13 protein-coding genes are annotated in these 17,818 nt (G+C 66.6%); all 13 read left to right on the forward strand.

The genetic code is table 11. The features are described 5' to 3' along the window. The 13 genes from cysT to JYG37_RS10125 all read left to right on the forward strand — a co-directional run bounded on the left by cysT (position 1) and on the right by JYG37_RS10125 (position 17,801). The gene (cysT, locus tag JYG37_RS10065; RefSeq protein ID WP_050012582.1) at positions 1-900 is read left to right on the forward strand and encodes a sulfate ABC transporter permease subunit CysT; all 900 of its coding nucleotides are present in this window, start codon (positions 1-3) and stop codon (positions 898-900) included. Further along, positions 897-1,841 carry a sulfate ABC transporter permease subunit CysW gene (gene cysW, locus JYG37_RS10070; RefSeq protein WP_050012583.1) on the forward strand — a complete coding sequence of 315 codons (945 nt, stop codon included), beginning with the start codon at positions 897-899 and terminating at the stop codon, positions 1,839-1,841. Before cysT ends, cysW begins: the two co-directional genes overlap by 4 nt. 13 nt (positions 1,842-1,854) lie before the next feature. Continuing rightward, positions 1,855-2,913 (forward strand): sulfate/molybdate ABC transporter ATP-binding protein, encoded by a 1,059-nt coding sequence (locus JYG37_RS10075; protein ID WP_213346062.1) that lies wholly within the window; start codon positions 1,855-1,857, stop codon positions 2,911-2,913. Positions 2,914-2,988: 75 nt separating this feature from the next. Continuing rightward, on the forward strand, positions 2,989-3,915 hold the full coding sequence (locus tag JYG37_RS10080) for a CysB family HTH-type transcriptional regulator (protein ID WP_034186954.1): 927 nt from the start codon (positions 2,989-2,991) through the stop codon (positions 3,913-3,915). Positions 3,916-4,486: 571 nt separating this feature from the next. Continuing rightward, complete coding sequence (locus JYG37_RS10085) at positions 4,487-5,437, forward strand: sugar ABC transporter substrate-binding protein (protein ID WP_050012585.1); 951 nt, start codon at positions 4,487-4,489, stop codon at positions 5,435-5,437. Between the two features lie 139 nt (positions 5,438-5,576). Next, positions 5,577-7,190: a sugar ABC transporter ATP-binding protein gene (locus tag JYG37_RS10090; protein WP_089488415.1), complete on the forward strand. Its 1,614-nt coding sequence runs from the start codon at positions 5,577-5,579 to the stop codon at positions 7,188-7,190. Further along, positions 7,187-8,206 carry an ABC transporter permease gene (locus JYG37_RS10095; RefSeq protein WP_006476069.1) on the forward strand — a complete coding sequence of 340 codons (1,020 nt, stop codon included), beginning with the start codon at positions 7,187-7,189 and terminating at the stop codon, positions 8,204-8,206. The genes JYG37_RS10090 and JYG37_RS10095 overlap by 4 nt, the downstream gene beginning before the upstream one ends. A gap of 35 nt (positions 8,207-8,241) precedes the next feature. After that, complete coding sequence (locus tag JYG37_RS10100) at positions 8,242-9,273, forward strand: LacI family DNA-binding transcriptional regulator (RefSeq protein WP_050012587.1); 1,032 nt, start codon at positions 8,242-8,244, stop codon at positions 9,271-9,273. Then, entirely contained in the window at positions 9,270-10,199 is a 930-nt protein-coding gene (gene rbsK, locus JYG37_RS10105; RefSeq protein ID WP_213346063.1) for a ribokinase, read from the forward strand. Before JYG37_RS10100 ends, rbsK begins: the two co-directional genes overlap by 4 nt. A 284-nt stretch (positions 10,200-10,483) precedes the next feature. Next, a complete protein-coding gene (locus JYG37_RS10110; protein WP_213346094.1) occupies positions 10,484-12,262 on the forward strand; it encodes a methyl-accepting chemotaxis protein in 1,779 nt (592 codons plus the stop codon). 548 nt (positions 12,263-12,810) lie between these two features. After that, positions 12,811-14,733, forward strand: a complete 1,923-nt coding sequence (locus tag JYG37_RS10115; protein ID WP_027784391.1) for a PrkA family serine protein kinase — start codon at positions 12,811-12,813, stop codon at positions 14,731-14,733. Between the two features lie 123 nt (positions 14,734-14,856). Continuing rightward, positions 14,857-16,125 carry a YeaH/YhbH family protein gene (locus JYG37_RS10120; RefSeq protein ID WP_006476064.1) on the forward strand — a complete coding sequence of 423 codons (1,269 nt, stop codon included), beginning with the start codon at positions 14,857-14,859 and terminating at the stop codon, positions 16,123-16,125. Further along, positions 16,122-17,801: a SpoVR family protein gene (locus JYG37_RS10125; RefSeq protein ID WP_050012590.1), complete on the forward strand. Its 1,680-nt coding sequence runs from the start codon at positions 16,122-16,124 to the stop codon at positions 17,799-17,801. Before JYG37_RS10120 ends, JYG37_RS10125 begins: the two co-directional genes overlap by 4 nt. The last annotated feature ends 17 nt before the right edge of the window (positions 17,802-17,818 follow it).

Below are 17,818 nucleotides of genomic sequence, written 5' to 3' on the forward strand. Positions count from 1 at the left end.
ATGACGACGTACACCTTTCGCAAGCCGAGCGCGCTGCCCGGTTTCGGCGTGACACTCGGCATCACGGTGGCCTATTTGAGCCTCGTGGTGCTGATTCCGCTCGCCGCCACGTTCCTGAAGACCGCGACGCTGTCGTGGGACCAGTTCGTCACCGCCGTCACGTCGCCGCGCGTGCTCGCGTCGTACCGGCTGACGTTCTCGGCCGCGCTCGGCGGCGCGCTGATCAACGCCGTGTTCGGCTTCCTCGTCGCATGGGTGCTGGTGCGCTACACGTTCCCGTTCAAGCGCCTCGTCGACGCGGTCGTCGACCTGCCGTTCGCGCTGCCGACGTCGGTGGCCGGCATCTCGCTCGCGGCCGTCTACGCGACCAACGGCTGGGTCGGCCAGTATCTGGCGCCGCTCGGCATCAAGATCGCGTTCACGCCGGCCGGCGTGCTGGTCGCGCTGACCTTCATCGGGCTGCCGTTCGTCGTGCGCACCGTGCAGCCGGTGCTCGAGGATTTCGAGCGCGAGCAGGAAGAAGCCGCCGCGTGCCTCGGCGCGTCGCGCTGGCTGACGTTCCGCCGCGTCGTGCTGCCGGCCGTGCTGCCGGCGCTGCTCACCGGTTTCGCGCTGTCGTTCGCGCGCGCGCTCGGCGAATACGGGTCGGTGATCTTCATCGCCGGCAACGTGCCGATGAAATCCGAGATCACGTCGCTGCTGATCATCACGAAGCTCGAGCAGTACGACTACGCGGGCGCGACCGCGCTGGCGGTCGTGATGCTGGTCGTGTCGTTCCTGATGCTGCTGCTGATCAACACGCTGCAGTGGTATCTGCAGCGTCGTACGAGCAAGGGGGCGAGCGGCCCGGCGCCCGCCACCGTCACCGCTGCTGCTGCCGCCGCAGGAGGCCAGCAATGAGCCAGGAGGCCACCGTCGTGCTGAAAACCCCGTCGCCGGCCGCGCGTGCCGCGAAGCGGCTCGACCCGGTCAGCGAGTCGCGCGTCGTGCGCTGGCTGCTCACCGGCATCGCGCTGGCGTTCCTCGCGTTCTTCCTCGTCGTGCCGCTCGCCGCGGTGTTCGTCGAGGCGTTGCGCAAGGGCGTCGGCTTCTATCTCGAATCGCTCGCCGATTCCGATGCGTGGTCGGCGATCAAGCTGACGCTGACCGTCGCCGTGATCGCGGTGCCGCTGAACCTCGTGTTCGGCGTGTGCGCATCGTGGGCGATCGCGAAATTCGAATTCCGCGGCAAGGCGCTGCTGACGACGCTGATCGACCTGCCGTTCTCGGTGTCGCCGGTGATCTCGGGCCTCGTGTACGTGCTGCTGTTCGGCGCGCAGGGCTGGTTCGGGCCGTGGCTGCAGGATCACGACGTGCAGATCATCTTCGCGGTGCCGGGCATCGTGCTCGCGACGATCTTCGTCACGTTCCCGTTCGTCGCGCGCGAGCTGATTCCGCTGATGCAGGCGCAAGGCACCGACGAGGAAGAAGCCGCGCGCGTGCTCGGCGCGTCGGGCTGGCAGATCTTCCGGCGCGTGACGCTGCCGAACGTGAGGTGGGGCCTGCTGTACGGCGTGATCCTGTGCAATGCGCGCGCGATGGGCGAGTTCGGCGCGGTGTCGGTCGTGTCCGGCCACATTCGCGGCGTGACCGACACGATGCCGCTGCACGTAGAGATCCTGTACAACGAATACAACTTCGCGGCGGCGTTCGCGGTGGCGTCGGTGCTGGCGCTGCTCGCGCTCGTCACGCTCGCGCTGAAGCTGATCGCCGAGCGTCATCTTGCGGCCGAACTGGCCGACGCGCACGACGCCGTTCCCGCACATGCCGGCCCCGTCGGCGCCGTTTCGTCGAAATCGTAAAGAGGCAACCAGAATGGGTATCACCGTCCGTAACCTTCAGAAGCGCTTCGGCGATTTCACGGCGCTCGACAACGTCTCGCTCGACTTCCCGCCCGGCGAACTGGTCGCGCTGCTCGGGCCGTCCGGCTGCGGCAAGACCACGCTGCTGCGCGTGATCGCGGGCCTCGAGCACGCGGACGCCGGCCAGGTCGTGCTGCAGGGGCTCGACGTCGCGTCGGTCGGCGCGCGCGAGCGGCAGGTCGGCTTCGTGTTCCAGCATTACGCGCTATTCCGCCACATGACGGTGTTCGAGAACGTCGCGTTCGGGCTGCGCGTGAAGCCGCGCCGCGAGCGGCCGTCCGAAGCCGCGATTCGCGAGAAGGTGCACGAGCTGCTCAAGCTCGTGCAGCTCGACTGGCTCGCGCAGCGCTATCCGTCCGAGCTGTCGGGCGGCCAGCGTCAGCGCATCGCGCTCGCCCGCGCGCTCGCGGTCGAGCCGAAGGTGCTGCTGCTCGACGAACCGTTCGGCGCGCTCGACGCGAAGGTCCGCAAGGAGCTGCGCGGCTGGCTGCGTCGCCTGCACGACGACCTGCACATTTCGACGATCTTCGTCACGCACGACCAGGAAGAGGCGCTCGAAGTGGCCGATCGCATCGTCGTACTCAATCGCGGCCACGTCGAGCAGGTCGGCAGCCCGCAGGACGTCTACGACCATCCGCAAAGCGCGTTCGTGTACGAGTTTCTCGGCGCGGCGAACCGGCTGCCGGGCACGGTGGCCGGGCGCGGCTTCGTCGCCGAGGGCGCGGCGGCGCCGATCGAGGTCGACGCCGATTTCGCGGGCCCCGCGAACGCGTACGTGCGGCCGCACGATCTGCAGCTGTGGCCGGCGGGCGAAGGGCACAGCGACGGCATCGCGGTGGACGTGCGGCGCGTGATTCCGCTCGGCGGTTCGGTGCGCGTGGAGCTCGAGGCGCGCGCGGGCGGCGCGCTCGAGGCGGAACTCGACCGCGACGCATGGCGCGCGCTTTCGCTGCAGGTCGGCGACGGCGCGACCGCCGTGCCGCGCGCCGTGCGGGTATTTCCCGCGCGTTGACGAGACAACGCAGGGCAGAGGGCGGGATTCGCGCCGATTCGACAATCAAACAACGACAGCCTAAGAGGCATACCCATGAATTTTCAGCAATTGCGGTTCGTGCGCGAAGCGGTGCGCCAGAACATGAACCTGACGGAAGTCGCGAACGTGCTGTACACGTCGCAGTCGGGCGTGTCGAAACAGATCAAGGATCTGGAAGATGAGCTGGGCGTCGACATCTTCATTCGGCGCGGCAAGCGGCTGACGGGGCTCACGGAGCCCGGCAAGGCGGTGCACCAGCTGATCGAGCGGATGCTGCTCGACGCCGAGAACCTGCGCCGCGTCGCACGCCAGTTCGCCGATCAGGACAGCGGCCACCTCGTCGTCGCGACGACGCACACGCAGGCGCGCTACGCGCTGCCGAAGGTGATCCGGCAGTTCACCGAGGTGTTCCCGAAGGTGCATCTCGCGCTGCGTCAGGGCAGCCCGCAGCAGATCGCGCAGATGATCCTGAACGGCGAGGCCGATCTCGGTATCTCGACCGAGGCGCTCGATCGCTATCCGGACATCGTCACGTTCCCGTGCTATTCGTGGCACCACACGGTCGTCGTGCCGAAGGGCCACCCGCTCGTCGGTCGCGAGAACCTGACGCTCGAGGAAATCGCCGAATACCCGATCATCACGTACGACCAGGACTTCACGGGCCGCTCGCACATCGACCAGGCGTTCACGCAGGCGGGCGCGGTGCCCGACGTCGTGCTGACCGCGATCGACGCGGACGTGATCAAGACCTACGTCGAGCTCGGGATGGGGATCGGCGTGGTCGCGGCGATGGCCTACGACCCGCAGCGCGACACGGGGCTCGTCGCGCTCGACACGCAGCACCTGTTCGAGGCGAGCACGACGCGGGTCGGGCTGCGCAAGGGCGCATTCCTGCGTGCGTATGCGTACCGGCTGATCGAAATGTTCGCGCCGCACCTGAACGAAGCGGAAATCGCGGGGCTGTTGCGCGAAGCCGTTTGATTCGCGCGTGTCGCGCGCTGTCCGGGCGGATCCCGCGGACGGCGCGCGACACGCATGACGCGCACCTTGCCGTACGCCGCACCGGGCGGCGGCGGGGGGATGGCCGCCGTCACGCTTCAAGCATCGGCCGACGCTGCCGGTCCGGTCCGGTGCGTCGCGTCAGCCGACGATCGACCTGCGTTCCCGTGCGGACAGAAAAACAAGAACAACCGGCAACGCAGAACCTGCATGCACCGCGCTTCGGCGAACCGCCGCCGGCATCGCGAGTGTCGTATTTGCGCGTCGCGAAGCGCGCTCGCGCGCTCCGAATAAACCCTTAAATATTGATTAGACAGGTTGCGCGCCGAAGCGAATCGGTACAGCATAGCCTTCACTCCGCCGGCGTCCCGCCGGCGGTGGCGCGTCAACGCCAGCACGCGCCAGGCAGTCGGCCGTCTGCCTCGCTTCCATTCCGTGGTACCGACAGCAGCATCGATGGCCATTGCCCGGGTAGTGTGGCGCAAACGTTTGCTCACATTAAAACAACAACCGAACAACAATCGGCCTTCGGGCCAGTCGCCAGGAGATGTGTATGAATGTCCGCTTTCGCCGTCGCTTCCTGACCGCCGCGCTCGCCGCCGTCGCGGTGGCCGCTGCCCCGGCTGTCCACGCGCAGTCCGCGGCCAAGCCGAAGGTCGCGCTCGTGATGAAGTCGCTCGCCAACGAGTTCTTCCTGACCATGGAAACGGGCGCGAAGGAATACCAGAAGCACAACGCGAACCAGTTCGACCTGATCACCAACGGCATCAAGGACGAGACCGACACCGCGAACCAGATCCGCATCGTCGAGCAGATGATCGTGTCGAAGGTCGACGCGATCGTGCTCGCGCCGGCCGATTCGAAGGCGCTCGTGCCGGTCGTGAAGAAGGCCGTCGACGCCGGCATCGTCGTCGTGAACATCGACAACCGGCTCGATCCCGACGTGCTGAAGTCGAAGAACCTGAACGTGCCGTTCGTCGGCCCGGACAACCGCAAGGGCGCGCGCAAGATCGGCGACTACCTTGCGAAGCGGCTGAAGGCGGGCGACCAGGTCGGCATCGTCGAAGGCGTGTCGACGACGACCAACGCGCAGCAGCGCACGGCCGGCTTCCAGGACGCGATGAAGGCGGGCGGGATGAAGGTCGTGTCGGTGCAGTCGGGTGAATGGGAGATCGACAAGGGCAATGCGGTGGCCGCCGCGATGCTCAACGAATACCCGAACCTGAAGGCGCTGCTGTGCGGCAACGACAACATGGCGATCGGCGCCGTGTCGGCCGTGCGCGCGGCCGGCAAGCAGGGCAAGGTGCTCGTGGTCGGCTACGACAACATCAACGCGATCAAGCCGATGCTGAAGGACGGCCGCGTGCTCGCGACCGCCGACCAGTATGCGGCGAAGCAGGCCGTGTTCGGCATCGACACGGCGCTCAAGGCGATCGCCGAGCATCGCAAGCAGGCCGACCTGTCCGGCGTGGTCGAGACGCCGGTGGATCTCGTGACGAAGTAACGCCGCACCGGTCCGGCCGCCGCGCTCAAGAATCCGGCGCGGCGGCCGTTATCCGGTGTGAGCGCGATCACGGCCACTGCATGCACTTGTGAGCGTCATACCCGCGCGCCCCGTGCGCGCGGCCGCAACCAGGATCGCGATGGAACCGACCTTCCAACCCTCCCGTTCAGCCCACCCCGTGCTGTCCGTCTCCGGCATCGGCAAGACCTATGCCGAACCCGTGCTCGCCGACGTCACGCTGACGCTCGACGCGGGCCAGGCGCTCGCGCTGACCGGCGAGAACGGCGCCGGCAAGAGCACGCTGTCGAAAATCATCGGCGGGCTCGTCGACCCGACCACCGGCACGATGCAGCTCGGCGGCGAGGCCTATGCGCCGGCGAGCCGCACGCAGGCCGAGGCGCTCGGCGTGCGCATGGTGATGCAGGAGCTGAACCTGCTGCCGACGCTGAGCGTCGCCGAAAACCTGTTCCTGAACCGCCTGCCGCGGCGCTTCGGCATCATCGATCGCGCGCGGCTGCGCGACGACGCGCGCGCGGCGATGGCGCAGGTCGGGCTCGACGCGGTCGACCCCGATACGCCGGTCGGCGCGCTCGGTATCGGCCATCAGCAGATGGTCGAGATCGCGCGCAACCTGATCGGCGACTGCCGCGTGCTGATTCTCGACGAACCGACCGCGATGCTGACCGCGCGCGAAGTCGAGCTGCTGTTCGAGCAGATCGACCGGCTGAAGGCGCGCGGCGTCGCGATCGTCTACATCTCGCACCGGCTCGAAGAGCTCGCGCGCGTCGCCGAGCGCGTCGCGGTGCTGCGCGACGGCCGGCTCGTGCATGCGGGCGACATGGCGGCGACGACGTCCGACGGGCTCGTCACGCTGATGGTCGGGCGCGAGGTCGGCGAACACATCGATCTCGGCGAGCGCCGCTTCGGCGCGCCGCGGCTCGCCGTATCGGGCCTCACGCGCGGGACGGCGGTGCGCGACGTGTCGCTCGAGGTGCGCGCGGGCGAGATCTTCGGCATCTCGGGGCTGATCGGCGCGGGACGCACCGAGCTGCTGCGGCTGATCTACGGCGCCGATACGCCGGATGCCGGGACGATCGCCGTCGGTCAGCCGTTGAAGCCGGCGCGGATCGCGTCGCCCGTCGATGCGGTGAAGCTCGGTATCGCGCTGATCACCGAGGATCGCAAGGGCGAAGGGCTGCTGCTGTCGCAGTCGATCACCGCGAACGTGTCGCTCGGCCAGCTCGACCGGCTCGCGCGCGGCGGCATCGTCGATTCGGCCCGCGAAACGGCGCTCGCCGAGCAGCAGATCGATGCGCTGCGGATCCGTACGCACGGCGCGGCGCAGCCGGTCGGCGAGCTGTCGGGCGGCAACCAGCAGAAGGTCGTGATCGGCCGCTGGCTCGCGCGCGACATGGGCGTGCTGCTGTTCGACGAGCCGACCCGCGGGATCGACGTCGGCGCCAAATTCGAGATCTACACTTTGATGGGCGCGCTCGCGCGCGAAGGCCGCGCGCTGGTGGTCGTATCGAGCGACCTGCGCGAGCTGATGCTGATCTGCGACCGGATCGGCGTGATGTCGGCCGGGCGCATGACCGCCGTGTTCGAGCGCGGCAACTGGACCCAGGACGCGCTGCTGGCCGCGGCGTTCGCCGGCTTCGGCCGCGAGACGCCGGCGGCCGCCATGCAGCATCCGGACCCGGAGCACGCGCGCGGCGCCGCTCCGGGCACTTCGACGACAGGACGACAGCAATGACCCAGCCTCCCGTATCCCCGACCGACGCAGGCGCGCAGCAGGACGTGACGGGCCGCCGCGCGCGCACGCTGTCCGGCACGCGGCTCGGCCTGTCGAACTATCTCGGGCTCGCCGGCGCGCTGGCCGCGATGATCGCGCTGTTCTCGGTGCTGAGCTCGCATTTCCTGACCTACGACACGTTCAGCACGATCGCGAACCAGATTCCCGATCTCGTCGTGATGTCGGTCGGGATGACCTTCGTGCTGATCATTGCCGGGATCGACCTGTCGGTCGGCTCGGTGCTCGCGCTCGCCGCGTCGATGGTCAGCGTCGCCGCGCTGAAATGGCAGTGGGGGCCGCTGCCGGCCGCGTTGATCGGGATCGCGGTCGCGACCGCCACGGGCGCGCTGACGGGCGCGGTCACGGTCGGCTGGCGGATCCCGTCGTTCATCGTGTCGCTCGGCGTGCTGGAGGCCGCGCGCGGCCTCGCGTACCAGCTGACGAATTCGCGCACCGCGTATATCGGCGACGCGTTCGACTTCCTGTCGAACCCGATCGCGCTGGGCATCTCGCCGGCGTTCCTGATCGCGGTCGCGGTGATGATCGCGGCCCAGTTCGTGCTGACGCGCACGGTGTTCGGACGCTATCTGGTGGGCATCGGCACGAACGAGGAAGCGGTGCGACTTGCAGGGGTTAACCCGCGGCCGTATAAAATCCTCGTATTCGCACTGATGGGCGCGCTCGCGGGGCTCGCGTCGCTGTTCCAGATTTCGCGGCTCGAGGCGGCCGATCCGAACGCGGGCGCGGGCCTCGAACTGCAGGTCATCGCCGCCGTCGTGATCGGCGGCACGAGCCTGATGGGCGGGCGCGGCTCGGTGATCAGCACGTTCTTCGGCGTGTTGATCATCTCCGTGCTGGCCGCGGGGCTCGCGCAGATCGGTGCGAACGAGCCGACGAAACGGATCATCACGGGTGCGGTGATCGTGGTGGCGGTCGTGCTCGATACGTATCGCAGCCGGCGTACGCGCGTGCGGTAAAAAGACAGACAGAACAGACCAGAGAGAAACGGGAAATGGCGACGATCAAGGATGTGGCGGCCATGGCGGGCGTGTCGTTTACGACCGTCTCGCACGTGGTGAACAATTCGCGGCCGGTGTCCGCCGACGTGCGTGCGAAGGTCGAGGGCGCGATCCGCGAGCTGAATTACGTGCCATCGGCCGTGGCGCGCTCGCTGAAGGCGCGGGCGACGGCGACCATCGGCCTCGTCGTGCCGAACAGCACGAATCCGTACTTCGCCGAGCTGGCGCGCGGCATCGAGGATCAGTGCGCGGCCAACGGCTATTGCGTGTTCTTCTGCAATTCGGACGACGATCCCGTGAAGCAGCGCAACTACCTGCGCGTGCTGCAGGAAAAGCGCATCGATGGGCTGATCGTCGCGTCGGCCGGCGAGGACGCGGTGCTCGCGCAGACGCTCGCGGATATCCATGCGCCGCTCGTCGTCGTCGACCGCAACATCGAGGGGCTCGCGGCCGATCTCGTGCAGATCGACCACGAGCGCGGCGCATACCTGGCGACGCGCCACCTGCTCGAACTCGGACACGCGAAGATCGGCTGCATCACCGGGCCGACCGACACCGCGGTCAGCGCGATGCGCGTACACGGCTTCATCCGCGCGATGGCCGAGCGCGGCGTCGACATCGTGCCGGGCGCGATCGCCGAAAGCGATTTCTCATGCCTCGGCGGCTATCACGCGGCGTCGCGGTTGTTCGAATCGGTACGGCCGAGCGCGATCTTCGCGGGCAACGACCTGATGGGGGTCGGCGCGCTGCGCGCGGCGGCCGAGCGCGGGCTGCGCGTGCCCGACGACTGTTCGATCATCGGCTTCGACGACATCGAATTTTCCCGCTACACGTATCCGGCGCTGTCGACGGTCGGCCAGTCGGTGCGCGCGCTCGGCGAAATGGCCGCGCAGACGTTGATCGAACGGATCGGCGGCGGCTCGACCGCCGTGCCGAGCCGCCGCCGTGTCGTGTCGCCGCGCCTCGTGCTGCGCGAATCGACGGCCGTCTATCGCGAGCCGGCCGCGCCGGGTGCGCGCGCATGACGGCGAGCGCAACGGGCGCCGGCCGCGTGACGGTGGTCGGCAGCCTCAACATGGATCTCGTCGTGCGCGCGCCGCGGCTGCCGCTGCCGGGCGAAACGCTCGCCGGGCACGCGTTCGCGCAGGCGGCGGGCGGCAAGGGCGGCAACCAGGCCGTCGCCGCCGCCCGGCTCGGCGCGCAGGTCGCGATGATCGGCTGCGTCGGCGCGGATGCGCACGGCGCGGCACTGCGCGCGGGCCTCGAGGCCGAGGGAATCGACTGCACGGGGCTCGCGACGAGCGCGTCGGCGTCGACCGGCGTCGCGCTGATCGTCGTCGACGATGCGAGCCAGAACGCGATCGTGATCGTCGCGGGCGGCAACGGCGAGGTCACGACCGACACGATCGCACGGCACGAGGCCGCGCTGGCGACGGCCGACGTGCTGATCTGCCAGCTCGAGACGCCGCCGGACGCGGTGTTCGCGGCGCTGTCGGCCGGACGCCGGCTCGGCCGCACGGTGGTGCTCAATCCGGCCCCGGCCGTCGCGCCGCTGCCGGACGGCTGGCTGCAGCTCGTCGATTACCTGATCCCGAACGAGGTCGAGGCGGCCGCGCTGACCGGGCTGCCGGTGCGCGACCCGGCCGACGCCGAAGCCGCCGCGCGGGCGCTCCAGGCCGGCGGCGCGCGCAACGTGCTGATCACCCTCGGCGCGCGCGGCGTGCTCGCGCTGACGGCCGACGGCGCCGCGCGGCACTATCCGGCGCCGGTCGTGCAGGCCATCGACACGACGGCGGCCGGCGACACCTTCATCGGCGGCTTCTCCGCACGGCTCGCGGCCGGCGCGGACGTCGATACCGCCATTCGCTTCGCGCAACGCGCGGCGGCGCTGTCGGTAACGCGCGCGGGCGCCCAGCCCTCGATCCCGACGCGGGCCGAACTGGCCGACTAGGGCCGATTCTCCAGTCTCGCGTTTTCGGTTCCCCACGCGCCCGGTCCGTCGCACGAGACGGCCGGGTGCGCTGCATTGGCGCGCCGACGCGCGTTCGCCCCGTTTTCGCTCCGACCCGAATTGCGTCGATTATTCAGTCTTATTCAATAAACAGACGAATAATGCGAAATAAACACGGCAAAACCATCAAGTTATGCGCCGCGCGGTCGTAAATGCACCGAGTGAAGCAATGCTTCGAGCCAACGGGCCGGGCCCGTTCATGACGACGCAACACAGGGTGGATGATGGTGTTCAGGAAGCTGACGATTCGTGCGCGCATCGGTTTGACGATGGCGTTTCTGGCGGTACTGCTGGCTGTCACCGGCGTGCTCGGTCTGCACGGGATGACGCGTTCGAACGAGTCGACGCGCGAGATTTACACGAACCAGATGCCGAGCGCGGTCGACGTCGCGGTCTCGGAAATGTTCGCCGCACGCGAGCGCCTCGCACTCGACCGTGCGGCGCTGCTGGCCGGCACGCCGGACTCGGCGGCGGCCATCGAGCGCAGCCGCGCGATGCGCACGCAGTCGGACGCGTGGTGGCAGAAATACCTTGCGCTGCCGCGCGACGCCGACGAGGACCGGCTCGCACAGGACGTCGCCGCCCGGCGCAAGGTGCTGCAGGCCAGTTGCGACGCGTTCGCGAGTGCGGTCGCGGCCGGCGATCATGACCGGATCGGCGACGGCGCGAAGCAGCTTCAGGCGCGCTATACCGAGCTGGCCGCGGCCGGCGAAGCGCTGCGCAACTTCCAGTTCACCAATGCGCAGGCGCACTTCGATCAGGCGGAATCGGTGTTCGAGACGATGCGCGTGCTGTCGATCGTCGTGCTGTTGGCCGGCATCGGCGCCGCGGTGCTGTCGTGGCTGACGCTGAGCCGCGCGATCGGCCGCCCGATCGCCGACGCGCTGTCGCATTTCGACGCGATCGCCGCGGGCGACCTGCGCCGGCCGATCGTCGTGGACCGGCGCGACGAGATGGGCCAGATGCTGGAGGGCCTCGCGAGGATGCAGCGCGGGCTCGTCGACACGGTGCGCACCGTGCGCGGCGGCAGCGAGTCGATCGCGACCGCGGCCCGCCAGATCGCGGCCGGCAACATCGACCTGTCGTCGCGTACCGAGGAGCAGGCCGCCGCGCTGCAGGAAACCGCGTCGAGCATGGAGCAACTGACCGGCACCGTGAAGCAGAACGCGGACAATGCGCGTCAGGCAAGCTCGCTGGCCGCGAATGCGTCCGAGATTGCAAACAAGGGCAATACGGTGGTCGGCCAGGTGGTCGGCACGATGGGCGAAATCAACGACAGCTCGGCGAAAATCGCGGACATCATCGCGATCATCGAGGGAATCGCGTTCCAGACCAACATTCTTGCGCTGAATGCGGCCGTCGAAGCCGCGCGGGCCGGCGAGGAAGGCCGAGGCTTCGCGGTTGTCGCCGGCGAAGTGCGCAGCCTCGCGCAGCGTTCGTCGAGCGCGGCGAAGGAAATCAAGGCGCTGATCGACGCGTCGGTGGAGCGGATCCGGACCGGCTCGACGCTGGTCGACGAAGCCGGGCGCACGATGAGCGACGTGATCAGCGCGGTTCAGCGCGTGACGGACATCATGGGCGAGATCGCGGCGGCGTCCGAGGAGCAAAGCGGCGGGATCGACCAGGTGGCGCGCGCGGTCACGCAGATGGACGAGGTCACGCAGCAGAATGCCGCACTCGTCGAGGAAGCCGCGGCTGCCGCGCAGTCGCTCGAAGAACAGGCGGCCCGCCTGCGCGAAACGGCGGCGGTATTCCAGCTCGACGACGGAGCGGCACGCGCGGGCGCCGTCGTTGCGGTGGCGGCGCGTCCTGCTCCGCGTGCGCCTTCCGCTCCGGCGGCGGCCCCCGCACCGGCTGCCGCGCGCGTCGAACGCGACGCCGCGCCGAAACGTGCGGCCGCTGCAGCGACGGCGCCGGCGCGCAAGCCTGCCGCCGTCTCGGCTGCGCCCGCGCCCGCGCCGGCCGCCGCGACCGTCGGCGACGACGACTGGGAGACGTTCTGATCGGCGCGCGCCGCGTATCGATCCCCATTTGGTGACCAACGACGCCCGCGATTGCGGGCGTCGTCGTTTCTGCGACAGTTGAATGTGACAGCGTGGACGATCGGTCGTGCATCGGCACGTGCGTTGCGCATCGTGCACCGACGGACCCTCGGCGATGCGCTGCATGCGCGTCATGTTCCCCCGTTCGTCGTACGGGTATGTCCGTAAGGGACTGCGAAAAAAATTTGTAACGGTGCGCGCGGCGTGTCATCGCACGCGACCGCTCGAACGTATAGGAATGAAGGGAGAGGCGACGACGTCGGAGGTGTCCAACGCACGAGACGTTTCGATGTTCGACGAGACGCGGCGGATGCAGTTTCTGCGGCTCGGGAGGTCGATTGTAAAACGACGAAATGCGTTGTCCAAGCGGTGTTGTCGAGAATGACGAACTTCATACGAAGAGTTCGTGAAAAAAAATAAGAAAGGGTTTAGGATGAATTCGAACGCGCTTGCTTCTGCGCAGTCAGACGAAGGCAGGCACGTCTTCAGACTCAGGCGAGGGAGGTAGCATGGATATTTACAGCAGCTTCGCGAACCGCTTCGAAAAAACGCGAGAGGAAGAGCTCTCGCTGGAGGAGTATCTCGCGCTCTGCAAGAACGATCCATCCGCGTACGCGACGGCTGGTGAACGCATGCTGGAAGCAATCGGGGAACCTGAACAGATCGATACCCGCAACGATCCGCGCCTGTCGCGGATCTTCGCGAACAAGGTCATCAAGGTGTATCCGGCATTCCGTGAGTTCTACGGAATGGAGGAGGTGATCGAGCAGGTGGTCGCATACTTCCGCCACGCTGCGCAAGGTCTTGAAGAGAAGAAGCAGATTCTCTATCTGCTGGGCCCGGTGGGCGGCGGCAAGTCGTCGATCGCCGAGCGCCTGAAGCAACTGATGGAGCGCGTGCCGTTCTATGCACTGAAGGGCTCGCCCGTCAACGAATCGCCGCTCGGGCTGTTCGACTACGACGAGGATGGTCCGATCCTCGAGGAACAGTACGGCATTCCGCGCCGCTACCTGAAAAGCATCCTGAGTCCGTGGGCCGTCAAGCGCCTGCACGAATACAACGGCGACATCCGCCAGTTCCGCGTGGTGCGCCGCTATCCGTCGATCCTGCGGCAGGTCGGCATCGCGAAGACCGAGCCGGGCGACGAGAACAACCAGGACATTTCGTCGCTGGTCGGCAAGGTCGATATCCGCAAGCTCGAACAGTACGCGCAGGACGATGCCGACGCCTATAGCTACTCGGGCGGCCTGTGCCTCGCGAACCAGGGCCTGCTCGAATTCGTCGAAATGTTCAAGGCGCCGATCAAGGTGCTGCACCCGCTGCTGACCGCCACGCAGGAAGGCAACTTCAAGGGCACCGAAGGTTTCGGCGCGATTCCGTTCGACGGCGTGATTCTTGCGCACTCGAACGAATCGGAGTGGAAGGCCTTCCGCAACAACCGCAACAACGAGGCACTGCTCGACCGGATCTTCGTCGTGAAGGTGCCGTACTGCCTGCGCGTGTCGGAAGAGATCAAGATCTACGAGAAGCTGATCCGAAATTCGTCGCTGGCCGAGGCTGTATGCGCACCGGGCACGCTGAAGATGATGTCGCAGTTCTCGGTACTGTCGCGCCTGCACGAGCCGGAGAATTCGAGCCTGTTCTCGAAGATGCAGGTGTACGACGGCGAAAACCTGAAGGACACCGATCCAAAGGCGAAGTCGTACCAGGAATATCGCGACTACGCGGGCGTGGACGAAGGGATGACCGGCGTGTCGACACGGTTCGCGTTCAAGATCCTGTCGCGTGTGTTCAACTTCGATACGAGCGAGGTCGCGGCGAACCCGGTGCATCTGATGTACGTGCTCGAGCAGCAGATCGAACGCGAGCAGTTCCCGCCGGAAACCGAGCAGAAGTATCTGTCGTTCGTGAAGGACGTGCTCGCGTCGCGCTACGCGGAGTTCATCGGCAAGGAGATCCAGACCGCGTATCTCGAGTCGTATTCGGAGTACGGTCAGAACATCTTCGATCGCTACGTCACGTATGCGGACTTCTGGATCCAGGATCAGGAATTCCGCGATCACGACACGGGCGAGAGCTTCGACCGCGCCGCGCTGAACGCGGAACTGGAGAAGATCGAGAAGCCGGCCGGGATCAGCAATCCGAAGGATTTCCGCAACGAGATCGTGAACTTCGTGTTGCGTGCGCGGGCGGCGAACGCCGGCAAGAATCCCGTGTGGACGAGCTACGAGAAGTTGCGCGTCGTGATCGAGAAGAAGATGTTCTCGAACACCGAAGAACTGTTGCCGGTCATTTCATTCAACGCCAAGGGTTCGGCGGAGGAGCAGCGCAAGCATGAGGACTTTGTGAACCGGATGGTCGCGAAGGGCTATACGCCGAAGCAGGTGAGGCTGCTTTGCGACTGGTACCTGCGCGTGCGCAAGTCGTCATGACGCGCGGTATCGCGCCCGTACGGCGAGTCCGTACGGGCGCTTTCAGAGGCGCCGCCCGCATGACGGCAGACGGCATGCGCGGCGAGTGCCCCGGCAGATCGACTTTCGAGCGGGAGACCGGGAGTGCTTCATCAAATCATCGACCGCAGGCTGGCCGGCAAGAACAAGAGCATCGCCAATCGCGAACGCTTTCTGCGTCGCGTCAAGAACTACATTCGTCGTGCCGTGTCCGACGCGGTGCGCGACCGTAGCATCAAGGATATCCAGAGCACGCAGAGCATCACGATCCCGCGCAAGGACATCGCGGAGCCGAATTTCCGGCACGCGCCGGGCGGGCGTCGCGAATATGTGCACCCGGGTAATGAAGACTACGTGCGCGGCGACAAGATTCCGCGTCCGCAGGGCGGCTCGGGCGGCGGCGGCAGTCAGGCGAGCAACGAGGGTGAAGGGCAGGACGACTTCGTGTTCGAGCTGTCGCGCGACGAATTCATGCAGTACTTCTTCGACGATCTCGAACTGCCGCGCCTCGTGAAGACGCACCTGCTGACGGTGCCGAGCTGGAAGAACGTGCGCGCGGGCTGGTCGGCGGAAGGTACGCCGAACAACATCGACGTCGTGCGTTCGCTGCGCAGCGCGCTCGGCCGGCGCATCGCGCTCGGCTCGCCGCTCGTCAACGAGCTGCGCGAACTCGAGGCGCAGCTGGAGGCGCTGAAGAGCGACCCCGAAGACCGCCGCGCGGAAATCGCGACGCTCGAGGCCGAGATTCATCACCTGAAAGGGCGCATCTGGCGGATTCCGTTCATCGATCCGTTCGACCTGCGCTACATCAACCGAGTGAAGCAGCCGCAACCGTCGAGCCAGGCCGTGATGTTCTGCCTGATGGACGTGTCGGGCTCGATGGACGAGCAGCGCAAGGATCTCGCGAAGCGCTTCTTCATCCTGCTTTACCTGTTCCTCAAGCGCAACTACGAGCGCATCGAAGTCGTGTTCATCCGCCACCACACGCGCGCCGAGGAAGTCGACGAGGACACCTTCTTCCATTCGACCGAAAGCGGCGGCACGGTCGTGTCGAGCGCGCTCGAACTGATGCGCAAGGTGATGGACGAGCGCTACTCGCCGACCGAGTGGAACATCTACGGCGCGCAGGCATCCGACGGCGACAACTGGACTGACGATTCGCCCAAGTGTCGCAAAATCCTGGAAGAGGATATCCTCACCAAGACGCGTTACTTCGCGTATATCCAGGTCGCGCCGGAAGAGCAGAATCTGTGGCTGGAATACGCGCAACTGGCCCTGTCGCAACCGCATCTCGCGATGAAAAAAGTGGAATCGGCTGCGGACATTTACCCGGTGTTTCGCGAATTGTTCGAAAAGCAGGTGGAAATGTCATGACGACCCGCCATCTGCACAACGAGTCGCGCGGCTACGAGCCGCGCCCTTCCGGCGACGATACGGCCGGCCCTGCCGCACCGCAGCAACGCGCGCAGGCCGAACCGCCGCCGCCGGCCGCCGACTTGCCCGGTTCCGGGCAAAAGGAAGCGCGTATGAACGTTGCCGAACGCAAGCCGTTGCCGTGCCCGTCCGACTGGACGTTCGAATTGCTCGAGGAATACGACACGCACATCTCGCAGGTCGCCGAACAATACGAGCTCGACATCTACCCGATCCAGCTCGAACTGATCAGCGCCGAGCAGATGATGGATGCGTATGCGTCGGTCGGGATGCCCGTCAACTACCGTCACTGGTCGTTCGGCAAGCACTTCCTCGCGACCGAGAAGAGCTACCGCCGCGGCCAGATGGGCCTGGCCTACGAAATCGTCATCAATTCGAACCCGTGCATCGCGTATCTGATGGAAGAGAACACGATGACGATGCAGGCGCTCGTCATCGCGCACGCGGCGTACGGGCACAATTCGTTCTTCAAGGGCAATTACCTGTTCCGGCTGTGGACCGACGCGCACGCGATCATCGATTATCTCGTGTACGCGAAGAACTACGTCGCGGAATGCGAGGAGCGCTACGGCCTCGATCGCGTCGAGGAACTGCTCGACTCGTGCCATGCGCTGATGAATTACGGCGTCGACCGCTACAAGCGGCCGCAGAAACCGTCGCTGTCGAAGGAGGCGGCGCTGCGGCGCGAGCGCGAGGCGTACCTGCAGTCGCAGGTCAACGAGCTGTGGCGTACGCTGCCGGGCAAGAAACCGGAGCTGACGGAGGAGCAGGATGACCGCTATCCGTCCGAGCCGCAGGAGAACCTGCTGTATTTCGCGGAGAAGAATGCCCCGCTGCTCGAACCGTGGGAGCGGGAAGTGATCCGCATCGTGCGCAAGATCGGCCAGTATTTCTATCCGCAGCGGCAGACGCAGGTGATGAACGAAGGCTGGGCGACGTTCTGGCACTACACGTTGCTCAATACGCTGTACAACCAGGGGAAGCTGGAAGACGGCTTCATGATGGAGTTCCTGCATTCGCACAGCAACGTGGTCTACCAGCCGCCCGTCACGAAGCCGTATTACAGCGGGATCAACCCGTATGCGCTCGGTTTCTCGATGATGAGTGACATCCGACGGATCTGCGAAGCGCCGACGGAGGAAGACTACAAGTGGTTTCCGGAGATCGCGGGCACGCCGTGGCTGCCGGCGATGCACTACGCGATGCGCAACTTCAAGGACGAGAGCTTCATCGCACAGTACCTGTCGCCGAACCTGATCCGCGAGATGCGGCTCTTCTCGGTGCTCGACGACGACATGCGCGATTCGCTCGAGGTATCGGCGATCCACGACGATTCCGGTTACCAGTACGTGCGGCAGGCGTTGTCGCGGCAGTACGACATCCATCACCGCGAGCCGAACATCCAGGTGTGGGCCGTCAATACGCGCGGCGACCGCAGCCTCACGCTGCGCCACTTCATGACCGACAACCGCCATCTGTCGGGCGACAGCGACGAAGTGCTCAAGCACATGGCGCGGCTCTGGCAGTTCGACGTGTACCTGGAAAGCGTCGACGAGGCCGGCACCGTGCGCAAGCGCTACGAGTGCCGCTACGTGCCGCCGGAAGTGCGCGTGTGATTGTCGCCGCAGTCGGA

The sequence above is a fragment of the Burkholderia sp. LAS2 genome (assembly GCF_018417615.1).
Classification (GTDB): domain Bacteria; phylum Pseudomonadota; class Gammaproteobacteria; order Burkholderiales; family Burkholderiaceae; genus Burkholderia; species Burkholderia sola.